The 13,300-nt window shown below is 43.4% G+C and carries 12 protein-coding genes; all 12 read left to right on the top strand.

The window, feature by feature from the left end; translation table 11 throughout:
- Positions 1-26 precede the first annotated feature (26 nt).
- The 12 genes from PAENI_RS26500 to PAENI_RS26555 all read left to right on the top strand — a co-directional run bounded on the left by PAENI_RS26500 (position 27) and on the right by PAENI_RS26555 (position 13,063).
- Positions 27-812: an HAD family hydrolase gene (locus PAENI_RS26500; protein WP_149647307.1), complete on the top strand. Its 786-nt coding sequence runs from the start codon at positions 27-29 to the stop codon at positions 810-812.
- 263 nt (positions 813-1,075) lie between these two features.
- Positions 1,076-1,507, top strand: a complete 432-nt coding sequence (locus PAENI_RS26505) for a FixH family protein (RefSeq protein ID WP_149647308.1) — start codon at positions 1,076-1,078, stop codon at positions 1,505-1,507.
- 174 nt (positions 1,508-1,681) lie between these two features.
- Positions 1,682-5,059: a methionine synthase gene (gene metH, locus PAENI_RS26510; protein ID WP_410477495.1), complete on the top strand. Its 3,378-nt coding sequence runs from the start codon at positions 1,682-1,684 to the stop codon at positions 5,057-5,059.
- A gap of 144 nt (positions 5,060-5,203) precedes the next feature.
- The gene (gene rnz / locus PAENI_RS26515; protein ID WP_149647310.1) at positions 5,204-6,151 is read left to right on the top strand and encodes a ribonuclease Z; all 948 of its coding nucleotides are present in this window, start codon (positions 5,204-5,206) and stop codon (positions 6,149-6,151) included.
- A 283-nt stretch (positions 6,152-6,434) separates the two neighbouring features.
- Positions 6,435-7,223, top strand: a complete 789-nt coding sequence (locus PAENI_RS26520; protein WP_149647311.1) for an HAD-IIA family hydrolase — start codon at positions 6,435-6,437, stop codon at positions 7,221-7,223.
- Between the two features lie 46 nt (positions 7,224-7,269).
- Positions 7,270-8,085 carry an Fpg/Nei family DNA glycosylase gene (locus PAENI_RS26525; protein ID WP_149647312.1) on the top strand — a complete coding sequence of 272 codons (816 nt, stop codon included), beginning with the start codon at positions 7,270-7,272 and terminating at the stop codon, positions 8,083-8,085.
- Complete coding sequence (locus PAENI_RS26530) at positions 8,075-8,932, top strand: deoxyribonuclease IV (RefSeq protein ID WP_149647539.1); 858 nt, start codon at positions 8,075-8,077, stop codon at positions 8,930-8,932. The genes PAENI_RS26525 and PAENI_RS26530 overlap by 11 nt, the downstream gene beginning before the upstream one ends.
- Positions 8,933-8,934: 2 nt before the next feature.
- Positions 8,935-9,279, top strand: a complete 345-nt coding sequence (locus PAENI_RS26535; RefSeq protein ID WP_149647313.1) for a cyclic-phosphate processing receiver domain-containing protein — start codon at positions 8,935-8,937, stop codon at positions 9,277-9,279.
- A complete protein-coding gene (locus PAENI_RS26540; protein WP_149647314.1) occupies positions 9,276-9,599 on the top strand; it encodes a thioredoxin family protein in 324 nt (107 codons plus the stop codon). Before PAENI_RS26535 ends, PAENI_RS26540 begins: the two co-directional genes overlap by 4 nt.
- Complete coding sequence (locus tag PAENI_RS26545) at positions 9,599-10,381, top strand: ABC transporter ATP-binding protein (protein ID WP_149647315.1); 783 nt, start codon at positions 9,599-9,601, stop codon at positions 10,379-10,381. The genes PAENI_RS26540 and PAENI_RS26545 overlap by 1 nt, the downstream gene beginning before the upstream one ends.
- Entirely contained in the window at positions 10,378-11,445 is a 1,068-nt protein-coding gene (locus PAENI_RS26550) for an SAM-dependent methyltransferase (RefSeq protein ID WP_149647316.1), read from the top strand. The genes PAENI_RS26545 and PAENI_RS26550 overlap by 4 nt, the downstream gene beginning before the upstream one ends.
- Positions 11,446-11,563: 118 nt before the next feature.
- Positions 11,564-13,063 (top strand): serine/threonine protein kinase, encoded by a 1,500-nt coding sequence (locus PAENI_RS26555; RefSeq protein ID WP_188114699.1) that lies wholly within the window; start codon positions 11,564-11,566, stop codon positions 13,061-13,063.
- Positions 13,064-13,300: the final 237 nt, after the last annotated feature.

Below are 13,300 nucleotides of genomic sequence, written 5' to 3' on the forward strand. Positions count from 1 at the left end.
CCAGCCATGGGAGAGGGAGACCTGTAATGCCAATTTCCGCCGTACTATTTGACCTTGATGATACACTGCTCTGGGATGATCGGAGCGTTAATGAAGCATTTCGTTCTGCATGTGAAGCCGCTGGGGATACGATTGATCCACAAGAACTGGAACTTGCGGTGCGTAAAGAAGCCATTGGACTATATGAATCCTACGAAACGAACCCGTTTACAAAGATGATTGGGATTAATCCGTTTGAAGCACTTTGGGGGAACTTTACTGCAGGTGAACAGCCGGAATTCCGTCAATTGGAGCAGCTTGCACCGGGATATCGTAAAGAGGCATGGCGTCGCGGTCTTGCAGCACTTGGTGTAGAGGACGAAGCTCTTGCTGAGACATTAGCAACCAAATTCGCAGCAGAGCGTAGAAATCGACCTTACATCTATGAAGAAACGATTCAGGTGCTTGAAGAACTGAAGGGGAAAGTGAAGCTATTGCTTCTGACTAATGGATGCCCTGCATTGCAACAAGAGAAACTAGATGGCGTACCTGAAATCGTTCCTTTCTTTGATCACATCGTGATTTCTGGAAGCTTCGGCAAAGGAAAGCCGGATAAGGAAATTTTTCTGCATGCCCTAGAACTTTTAGATATTGCACCTGAGCAAGGAGTTATGGTCGGAGATAAGCTTACAACGGATATTCGTGGTGGGCTGGCAACAGGTTTGACTACAGTTTGGATTAACAGAAAAGGCAAACAGCCAGATCCGGAAATTCAGCCGGATTATGAAATCAAACATCTTGGAGAGCTTCTTTCATTAGTCCAATCTTTATAAAATTGAGTAGAAGAGGCTTTCATTCATTTAAGCTTTAAGAAGGCAGTGAGTTCCTAGGTTACTAGGAGACTTGCTGTCTTTTTTATATCTACATCATATTTAGTATGTTAGATGAGATTTACTAGTATATGATTTAAGTCACAAGAGTTTAGCTGAATTGATGCGAAATACTGAAAAACCAATAATAATGTGTATAATAGATGGAGAATGTATAACATGAATTGGTAGATTCTTAGTAATCAATTCGACTGGGAGGAATCTAAATGAAGATTTCAAAAACAATAGTTCCTTTATTATTAGGTGCAACACTTTTAGTATTGGGAGGATGTTCATCAGACCAAACTAAACATTCTGGCGTACATAATATGAACATGAACATGGACATGTCTATGGAACCTATCAAGGTCGAGTTACATTTGAATCCTGAAGAGGTTGTTGTAAATCAGAAGGTGACCTTTGAAGCAGTGGTGACGCAAGACAACTTGGCAGTAGATGATGCGAAAGAAGTTCTGTTCGAAATTGTGAGTAAAGATGATAGTGAACAGAAAATTGAATTTAAAGGGAAGCTAGTCAGTGATGGAATCTATCAAGCAGAGGGAACACTAACGAAAGAAGGACAATATATTGTTACATCACACGTAACTGCTAGAACTCAGCATTCTATGCCTAATAAAGAACTCTCTGTAAAACCATAATTAAAAGAATAGCAATTCCGTTGATTACAGATAATGCAGAGTGGAAAGGAAGGCTTTTCGAAATTCCTTTATTCTGCTAAACTTACTCTAATGTTTTACTGGGGGGACTATACGTTGGCTAAATATACACTTGAGGAAAGCTTACAACAAAGAATATTAATTCTAGATGGTGCAATGGGCACAATGATCCAACAGGTGCCTCTGACAGGTGAGGATTTTGGTGGGGAAGAATTGGACGGCTGTAATGAAATGCTAGTATTAACTCGTCCAGAAGTAATTCAGACGATTCATGAGCAGTATCTTGAAGCAGGTGCTGATCTCATTGAAACAAATACATTTGGTGCAACGTCTGTTGTACTTGCTGAATATGATATTCCGCAACGGGCTCGTGAAATTAATCTGGTTGCAGCAAAGCTAGCCCGTAATGCCGTTGATAAATATGATACACCAGATCGTCCCCGCTATGTTGTAGGTGCGATGGGTCCTACAACAAAGACACTCTCTGTTACGGGAGGCGTGACTTTCCAAGAGCTCGTTGATAGCTACGAGGAACAGGCAGTGGCATTGATTGATGGTCAAGTAGATGCGTTATTGCTAGAGACCTCTCAGGATACTCTGAACGTGAAGGCTGGAAGTATAGGTATTCGAAATGCATTTGAGAAGACGGGTATCAAACTGCCAGTGATGATTTCGGGAACAATAGAGCCGATGGGTACCACACTTGCCGGTCAGAACATTGAAGCATTCTATATTTCTTTAGAACATCTGAAGCCTATCTCTATAGGCCTGAACTGTGCGACGGGTCCAGAGTTCATGCGTGATCATATTCGTTCACTTTCTGCAATCTCTTCAGCGGCTGTGAGTTGTTATCCGAACGCTGGACTGCCAGATGAGAATGGGCATTATCATGAATCTCCTGATTCTCTTGCGCGTAAAATTGCTGCGTTTGCAGAAAAGGGATGGCTTAACATTGCGGGAGGTTGTTGCGGAACGACACCGGAACATATCCGTGCTATGTCGGAGGCACTTTCGCAATTCCCTCCACGTCCGCTTGCAGGAAATCATCCACCGGCACTTTCTGGGATTGAGCCTATTTATATTGAGAACGACAACCGTCCATACATGGTTGGTGAACGTACGAATGTATTAGGGTCGCGTAAGTTTAAACGTCTAATCGTCGAAGGTAAATATGAGGAAGCCTCAGAAATTGCCCGTGCACAGGTGAAGAGTGGTGCTCAAGTTATCGACGTCTGCGTGCAAGATCCGGACCGTGATGAGATTGAAGATATTAAGTTGTTTCTAGAATTAGTTGTAAAAAAGGTTAAAGTTCCTTTGATGATCGATACTACCGATCCGAAGGTTATTGATCTGGCATTACAGTACTGTCAAGGTAAGGCGATAATTAACTCCATTAACCTTGAAGATGGTGAAGAAAAATTTGAGCTGGTCACTCCATTGATTCATAAGTATGGCGCAGCTATCGTAGTGGGTACGATTGATGAGACAGGACAAGCAATCAAGGCTACGGACAAACTGGAAGTTGCCAAACGCTCCTACGACTTACTAGTGAACAAATACGGATTAGCTGGAGAAGACCTTATTTTCGACACGCTTGTGTTCCCTGTAGGAACCGGGGATGAACAATATATTGGCTCTGCTAAAGAAACTATTGATGGGATTCGTCTAATCAAAGAAGCACTTCCAGGTGTTCATACGATCTTGGGGATCAGCAACGTTTCCTTTGGATTACCGGAAGCAGGACGTGAAGTGCTGAATTCAGTATTCCTCTATGAGTGCACTAAAGCTGGATTGGATTATGCGATCGTAAATACCGAGAAGGTAGAACGTTATGCGTCTATTCCTGCTGAAGACCGTCGTCTTGCGGAGGAATTAATTTATAATACGAATGACGACACGCTTGCTGCTTTTGTAGCCGCCTTCCGAGGGAAAAAGGTTGAGAAAAAAGAGAAAATTTCTAACCTGTCACTAGAAGAGCGTCTGGCTTCATATGTAGTTGAAGGCACCAAAGAAGGACTTATTCCAGACCTTAATGAGGCGCTTACCAAATCAGGACCCTTGGAGATTATCAATGGCCCGCTAATGGCCGGGATGTCAGAGGTTGGACGGCTGTTTAATAACAATGAGTTGATTGTTGCTGAGGTGCTGCAAAGCGCTGAAGTGATGAAGGCTTCTGTTGGTCATTTAGAGCAGTTTATGAAGAAGGATGAGACAGCGGTAAAAGGTAAGATCATGCTGGCAACTGTAAAAGGCGACGTGCATGATATAGGTAAGAATCTGGTGGAGATCATCTTATCCAATAATGGTTATCAGATCATTAATTTGGGTATAAAAGTACCACCTGAGACCATTATCGAAGCGTTTCGTCGTGAAAAAGCCGATGCAATCGGATTGTCTGGACTACTCGTAAAATCGGCACAGCAGATGGTGCTGACTGCGCAAGACTTACGCACGGCTGGGATTGATGTGCCTATTATGGTAGGTGGTGCTGCCTTGACTCGCAAGTTCACCAAAACACGTATCCGGCCGGAATATGATGGGCTGGTATTATATGCTAAGGATGCTATGGATGGACTCGATATTGCTAATCGGCTTATGAATCCTGTTGAACGGGAGAAAATTGCCGAGGAAATTCGAGTGGAAGCAGAATCCGCAGTGGCAGTTGCTCCTAAGCAAGAGCTTCCTACGCTGACTAGAGCTGTACGCTCCAAAATATCTCCAGATGCACCTGTATTTGTTCCACCGGATTTAGAGCGCCATGTCATTCGTAATTATCCATTGGGGCATATTATCCCTTATGTGAACATGCAAATGCTGCTCGGTCACCATCTGGGGCTACGAGGTTCTGTAGAGGCGCAATTAGCTGCTGGTGATGAGCGGACTGTGGAGTTGAAAGGTACTGTCGATGATATTCTACATCAAGCGATGCTGGAAGGTACGATTACTCCTCATGCGATGTATCAATTCTTTCCGGCACAATCAAGTGGTAACGATATTATCGTGTATAATCCACAGAATACAGCCGAGATTCTGCATACCTTTACTTTCCCAAGACAAGGTGTTGAGCCTTATCTCTGTCTAGCGGACTTTTTGAAGTCGGTCGACAGTGGAATGATGGACTATGTTGGATTCCTCGTGGTAACAGCGGGACACGGTGTTCGTGAGCTCTCTACAGCCCTTAAGGATAATGGAGATTATTTACGCTCACATGCGTTACAATCTGTAGCGCTGGAAGTAGCAGAAGGATTAGCGGAGCGTGTTCATCACATGATGCGTGATACATGGGGCTTCCCAGATCCTGCAGATATGACCATGAAACAAAGACATGGGGCAAGATATCAAGGGATTCGTGTATCCTTTGGTTATCCTGCATGCCCAGATCTGGAAGATCAGGGACCACTATTTAAACTGTTATCCCCAGAGGATATCGGTGTTCACCTTACAGAAGGCTTTATGATGGAGCCTGAGGCTTCCGTTTCGGCGATGGTATTCGCTCATCCAGAAGCGCAGTATTTTAATGTAGAGAAGCTGTAATTCTTTCATTTATACACACGGTCTGTAGGGGGATTGTATCCCTTTCAACGGAACCTCCCGTAACTGGGGGGTTTTTTGCTGGAAGAAGGACGTTTAGAATAGATAAGAGATAGTTCAGTCAATAAGAAGAAGGGAGGAAGAGGGATGGAATTATATTTTTTAGGTACGAATGCAGGGGTACCAACTATACAACGCAATGTAACGTCGATTGCATTAAGACTTCTGGAAGAACGCCGTAGCATTTGGATGTTCGATTGCGGGGAAGGGACTCAGCATCAGGTTCTTCGCTCACCGATTCGCCTAGGGAAGCTGGAAAAGTTATTTATTACACATTTACACGGAGATCATCTATTTGGTCTTCCAGGTTTATTATCTAGTCGTGGTTATCAGGGAGGGACATCTCCTTTAACGGTTTATGGTCCCCCTGGATTGAAGGCATACTTAGATATATCCTTAGCTGTGAGCCAATCCCGAATTCCATACAAGATTGAGATTGTCGAGCATACAGGAGGAACGGTATTTGAGGATGATGGTTTTAAAGTGGAGGCAGCATTATTAGAGCATCGTATTGATAGCTATGGTTACCGGGTAACGGAAAAGGATAGTCCCGGGAGCCTCAATACGGAATTACTAAAGAGTTATGGCTTAAAGCCTGGACCGTTATATGGAAAATTAAAAAAAGGTGAAGATGTTCTAACGGATGACGGTGTTCGTATCTGCGCTGCTGATGTTGTTAGAGAACCTAAAAGAGGGCGTATTGTTACGATCTTGGGAGACACAAGACCTTGTTCAGGAGCTTTAGAACTCTCACTTCATGCAGACCTTATCGTTCATGAAGCAACCTTTGCTCATGATCTGGCAGAAATGGCGTATCAATACCATCACAGTACAGCACGTCAAGCTGCAGAGCTAGCCAAGGAAGCCAATGCAGGCCAACTATTGTTGACTCATTTCAGCTCTCGTTACAGTTCGTCTGAAGAGTTGATTCCTTTGCTGGAAGAAGCTGAACTCATTTTTCCAGAGACATTATTAGCGGAGGAATTCGGCACATATCCAATTTATCGAAGACAAAACGGGCAATTGGGGAAATGATTATTTTCCGGGAAAGCGCAGGAAATGACAGTGCTATGCTAAAAAATGCTGGATGAGTCTCTCGTTCGATTTCATTCGACGAAGTGTGTTAGATTTAAAGTAATTACAGCATGAAAGAGGTACGAATGGCTGGAAATCTTGCCGAAAACAATCGGGCAATACCACCAACAAAAAGTATTATTAAACATTCTAAATCCAAGCTGGGCTTAGGTTGAATGTTTATTAATACCATTATTCATTTATCACATTAATTAAATTTCTTATGGAAATAGAGGGATTTATAATGGAACAGATTAAAGGATTATTGATTGACTTAGATGGTACGTTATACCATGGGCATAAAATGATTCCTGGTGCTGATTTACTGATTAAAGGTCTGCGTGAAGCGGGCATTCCTTTTTTATTTGTTACCAACAATTCATCGCGTACAGCGGCTAATGTGGCTGCACATTTATGTGGAATGGGAATCGATGCGAAAGCTGAGGAGGTATGTACCTCATCAATGGCGGCCGCACGTTACATAGCTGAGGAATCACCTGGGGCTGCAGTGGCGATACTTGGAGAAGAGGGTTTGCATGTGGCTTGTACCGAAGCTGGGCTCCGCATCGTCACCGACTCACCCGATTATGTACTGCAAGGCATCGATCGCTCCTTCAACTATACGTCGCTCTCGCAAGCTTCGCGCTGGATTCTGGGAGGAGCAAAGTTTGTACTCACTAACCCAGACTTAATGCTGCCATCAGATGATGGCATTATGCCAGGCGCAGGTACGATCGGAGCAGCCATCGAGGCTGCAAGTGGTGTGAGTCCGGTAGTGATTGGCAAGCCGGAATCTCATTTAATCAAGTTTGCAACAGATCTTCTTAATATCGAGCCTGAACATGCTGTAGTAGTTGGTGATAATATGCGTACAGATATAGCTGCTGGAGTAAATGCGGGCTGTCGCACAGTTCTTGTATTTACCGGATTAACCAATGCAGAAAATCTTGACCACTATAAAAATCTTACCGGAATCTCACCGGATGAAATTTGTGCCGATTTAACTGAACTTAAAACGTTTCTCGGTGTATAATAGCTAGGATCTTATTACTTCACCAACCTAGAAGGGACGATGAGCTATGCCGGAATTTCCGGAAATGGAGAATTATAGAAAGCTGCTTAGTCAGCATATTATAAACGTGCCAATAACTGATGTAATCGTGAACAGAGAAAAATCAATTAATATGGAAACAGAAGCTTTTAGAAATGCATTGATCGGTGCGCGTGTTGTTTTTGTTGAGCGGCGTGCCAAGTATATTTTGTTTCATCTTCATGATGGACGAAGACTACTTTTACATTTGATGCTTGGTGGAATACTTTTTTATGGCACGGAGGAAGAACGGCCGGATCGTAACACACAAGTCGAAATTGCATTTGGAGATCATACCCTTTACTTCATAGGACTTCGCTTAGGGTATTTACATTTGCTGTCGGTTAAGGAAAGCGAAGCCACAATGGGTAAACTTGGACCTGAGCTGCTGGATCGTCGAATGACGCTGGAACGATTCACAGGATTATTAAAGGGACGGCGAGGTGCGCTCAAAAGCCTGTTAGTAAATCAGCATGTGATGGCTGGAGTCGGGAATTGCTACGCCGATGAGATTGCTTTTGAAGCTAGGCTTTTACCTTCTGTACTAGTACAGAATTTAACAACTGAATCTATAGCCCGTCTTTATGAGAGCATCCAAAAAGTACTGACTGAGGCCACTGAAATTGGTGGGTACATGGAAATGCCGTTTATGACTGGGGATACTGTTACAGGTTCATATAATAATCAATGTAAAGTGTATGATCGTGAAGGCGAGTCTTGTCTTCGTGATGGGGGAACAATTATCAAAACAGAGCTGTCTGGACGCAAAGTGTTTTATTGCCCAGACTGTCAGCATGACCAATAGTCTTCAAATAGGGGCTCATGTCAGCATTCGTGGCGGATATGGGAGAGCTGCCCGATTCGCTTGGGAGAGCGGTGCAACATGTTTTCAATATTTTCCTAAAAATCCGCGTAGTTTGAAACTTAAACAGGTAGATGTACGAGATACGAGGGATTGTGCGCTCTTTTGCCAAGACAAAGGGATTACTTCGATTGCTCACACACCCTATGGGATTAACATGGCGGCTGGTGTAGATGATGTTACTCCGCGAAAGGTTTATGTAGATTCTCTCTTAAATGATCTAGAGATTGCAGAAGCTTGTGGTTCATTAGGCATCGTTGTTCATTTTGGACATTTTGGTGGAATGGAGCCGTTACAAGGCTATCAAAATATTATACAATGTATGAATGATGTGCTTCAGTCCTGGGATGGACGTACTAAGCTGCTTATAGAGAATCAAGCGGGCAACCATGGAAATGAAGGAATTACACTTGAAGAACTCGTGAAAGTTCGAGAGCTTAGCCAATTTCCGGAGAAAATTGGATTTTGTTTGGACACCTGTCACGCTTACGCAGCTGGTATCTGGAACCCTGAGCGAACGGAAGCCTTCCTTGAACGAGGAGAGCAACTTGGATTTTGGCGACATCTTGTTGCTGTTCATTTAAATGATTCTAAGTTTCCTTTCGACTCAAGACGCGACAGACATGCTGGAATCGGACAAGGACATATTGGAGAGCAGGGGCTGAAAAGCTTATTGTCCTCCAAGCTTTTACGAAGCTCAGCTGTTGTCATGGAAACGGAGAAGGGTGCGGATGGCAGTCACCGAAAAGAAATTGCTACTGTGCGTGGTTGGTTTGAAGCGGAGGCGTAATTGTGATTCATATCTATATGGATGATCTTCGAAAGGTACCTAAAGGGTTCGCTCTGGCTCGTTCGACGGAAGAATGTCTTCTAATGCTGCGTGAATGCGAGGTGGATATTTTATCACTGGATTACGATATGGGGCCGGGTGATTATTCGGGCGGAGAAGTTGCCAGACGGATCGTACTGGAAGGACTATTCCCCCGAGAAATCTATTTGCACACTTCCAGTTTGTGGGGGCGAAAAGAAATGTATGAGATCTTATATACTGCTAAACCTGAGGGGATGCTTTTGGTAAATGGTCCCCTGAGTTCTGATAAGCTTCGCGTTATAGCTGAGGAGACGGATTTGAAATGAAGGCAATGAATGAAGTGGAATTACTAGAGGTGCTCAAGAGTTCAGGAGAACCGCTTGTAGTATTCTTACACACTCCACTGTGCGGTACTTGTAAGGCTGCTGAACGGATGTTAGAGGTGGCGGCTCATCTATTGCCTGCTGAACTTCAAATGGTTGCAGGCAATGTGAACATGCTGCCGAATTTGGTACAACAATATCGTATTACGAGCGTTCCTGCACTACTTGTAGCTTCTGCAGAACGGGAAGATGATTCGAAAGTTTATTATTCCATGGTTTCAGTTGAGCGAGTGCTGGAATACATAAGGAGTGTTATATCATAATCATTTCATTACAACATTTATCTCTCCGCAGGGAAGAAAACTTAATCTTGGACGATGTGTCGCTAGAAGTTAAAGAAGGTGAGAACTGGGTCATTTTGGGACGGAATGGCTCCGGTAAAACCACAATTTTAGAGATGATGACTGGTTATTTGTTTCCTAGCAAAGGGACTGTAGAAGTGCTGGGTTATAAATATGGACAATGTGATATACGTGAGGTTCGTAAAGAAATTGGCTATATCGGGCCTTCCTTGATGGAAAAGATGTCATTAGAAGATCCGGTGTGGGAGGTCGTAGCAACAGGTGCTTACGCTTATTTGCGTTTCTACGAGACGATCCCCTCCGAAGTAAAAGAGAAAGCAATCAGCATGCTGGAAGATATGAATCTAGGCAATATGGCATTTCATCCTTTTGGGACCTTGTCACAGGGGGAACGTAAAAAGGCTATGCTGGCAAGATGTCTTATGGCTGACCCTAAGCTATTAATTATGGACGAGCCATGTGCCGGCCTTGATCTATATGAAAGGGAAAAAATGCTGGCTGAAATAGACAAGCTGAGACAGCGTAGTGTTTCTGTAGTATACGTAACTCACCATGTGGAAGAAATTGTCCCGCTTTTCACGCATGTTGCATTAATCCGTGAGGGTAAGTTAGCTGGATCTGGACCGAAAGAAGAAGTATTAACGAAAGAAATGATCTTGGCCACTTATGATATTCCTGTTGATGTTGAATGGGATAGCGGTCGTCCCTGGATTAAAATTAGACCTGGAGGCAAAACGATTTGAACGATTTAAGACAAGATACCGAAGAGCAGAACATTGCTCCGGAAGAAGAAGTGTATTCCCGATATATTTGTACAGCTAATCACGGATTTGCGCCTTATGCGCAAGAAGAGCTTCGCCGTTTATTCGGTGCTGTGAAGAGTACCTTGTTACTACCAGGAGAAATCTTTCTGGCTACATTGCAATCTGAACCAGAGGAAGTAACGCGCCTACTCACACAGAATCTTCCCATTTTCCTGCGTCATATACAACCTGTTCAGTTTCAGGATGAAGGAACCATGGAAGCTCTACAGCGTTTGGCGGTGTATTTAAGTCGCCACACTGAGCTTGAGGGTGAGAAGGTATCCCTGAACGTTCGAAAAGGTGATCCTTCCTTCTGGCAGGACAGTCCAGGAGAACTTCGTGAATGGCTCCAAGAGCAATTGCAGAACTTAGGCGCAGAATTTACTGTGCAAGATCCAGCCTGGGTTATTTCAGTCTACGCAGACGGGAATGCCTTATATGCAGGTGTGTCCAGACCAGAAGCTAATTTATCTAGCTGGAATGGCGGTGCCATCCGTTTCCGTAAGGAAGATGGACAAATCTCACGTGCCAAGTTCAAACTAATGGAAGCCGAGAAGGAATTTGATATTCCTTTTTACAGCTTCCGTAATGCGTTAGATATTGGTGCTTCTCCAGGTGGGTGGACTTCTTTCTTACTGGAACGTGGAATGAAGGTTACAGCTGTTGACCCTGCGTTAATGCATGAGTCCCTACGTAATTATCCGGGCTTGAAAATCCTTCGTAAAAACGCAGGAGAAGTAAAATTCCGGGACAATGAATTTGATCTGCTCGTGTGCGATATGAGCTGGAGTCCTAAGCTGATGGCGAAGCTAGTAACCGGGTTACTCCACAGTCTGTCACCGGGTGGGACAGCCATTGTGACCGTAAAACTGATGCATAAGAAACCACTTGCGATGATCAAAGAAATTATTGCGATGTTTGAAGGGGAGCGCATGCAGATACAGCGTGCAAAGCAGCTATTCCATAATCGTGATGAAATTACACTTTATATGATTAAGTACTAAATCAAACATATTCTAAATACTAAGGGAAAGCATCCCGTTATTAACGTGACCGTATTTTGCGGTAAGAACGTTAATGGCGGAAGCTTTCTCTTTTTTTTTGCGAAAAGGGGGAGTTAGTTTGTATTTTGAGACGAAGCTTAAGATTGGACAGGTTATTGATGACAGATACAGAATTACGGGCCTGATTGGTTCAGGTGGGATGAGTATTGTTTATCTTGCGGATGATTTGCGTCTAAAGGGTAAACGATGGGCTGTAAAAGAAAGCTTATGCTTAGATGAGCTGCATTCTGACATCCAAGCGGAAGCCGATATGTTAATTACACTAGACCACCCACGATTGCCGCGTATTGTCGATTTCTATCTTCCAGATCGAGAAGGGTATTCCTATTTAATCATGGACTATATAGAAGGTGTGAGCTTGAGTCAGCTAATGAAGGATAATCCCGGACCTTTGCCAAGTGACTTCATCATTCAGGCGGCTAAACAGCTTTTAGAAGTCCTTCAATATCTGCATAGTCATCAACCACCGATTATCTATCGTGATCTAAAGCCTTCAAATATCATGTTGACACTGCAAAAAGAACTGATGTTAATTGACTTTGGGATCGCACGAAGCTACAAACACGGTATCTCTGAAGATACGGTTAAGCTTGGTACGGTTGGCTTCGCGGCACCTGAGCAATATGGAAGTGGGCAGAGTCAGCCGGTATCCGATTTATATGGACTAGGTGCATTAATTCTCTATATGGCAACTGGAGGGCAATGTAGTCATTGGGAGTCTGGGATGGAGGATCGGCTTTTTAACCATATGCCAGCTGGCATTATTCCAATCATAAGACGCTTATTACGACATCACGCTGAGGAGCGTTATCAGAATGCAGAAGCAGTCCTTCAGGCACTAATTCGTGTGGAATCCGAAATGGATAGAGAAAATGATTTTACTATTTCAGTCCCACGTTCTCTCGAAAAGCGAAAAGCGATGGTCATTGCCATACTTGGAGTTGCTTCAGGTCTTGGAACAACACATACTTCATTCGCAGTGAGTAGCTTACTTGCGCAGAAGGGGGCAACTGCATGGGTTGATTTTTCTCCTGATTCATCGGTTTATGAACGCATTCGCAGCATGTTACATACACAGATTACAACTGTTGCATCCGAGGATGAGATATCTGCTTTTTCATGGAAAGGGGTGCATTATTGGAAACGTCCTATTCACGGAAAAATGGCTGATTTGCTGAGAGGGGATTATCAATTTGTAGTGTTGGATCTTGGCGTTGGGGAATATGAAGGGGTGCTTGATGAGTTCAAATATAGCGATATGCCGATTATAATTACTTCTGGTGCAGATTGGCGACTCGAAGATTTACTAGTGTGGCTTAGGCGTAAAAGGTTACAGCCTGAAACGAATTGGAGGGTGGGGTTACCACTCGCAGAACCCTCAACTGTACAACTGTTGCAAACCGCTATAGGTACAGATAAGATTTATGGACTACCTTTTCAGCAAGATCCATTCAAGCCTAAGGGGAAGTTGGTAGAAGTGATCAATGAAATGTTTGAGGGAGTATTAGATGTACCCAGTAAGGGGAAAAGCCGTAGTTTTTTTCAAAAGAAAGGCTGAATAAAGCGGTTCTCTATGCTTCCTCTTTTCACTCAACTAACTTTTAGTTCAGTGTTGCATTAAAGTGTGTTAAAATATATATTTATACGTGTTTTGAAAAATATAAGAAAGTATAAGTTTTACACTATACTTTATCTTTATATTTCTTGCATGAACGCTTACCGTCCTATAGGGACGCCGAAGACGTTTCTGCTTGTTACGCATTATTTAAGTATAGACAGGAGCTTGCGGAGAATT

The organism is Paenibacillus sp. B2(2019) (assembly GCF_008370385.1).
Classification (GTDB): domain Bacteria; phylum Bacillota; class Bacilli; order Paenibacillales; family Paenibacillaceae; genus Paenibacillus_AQ.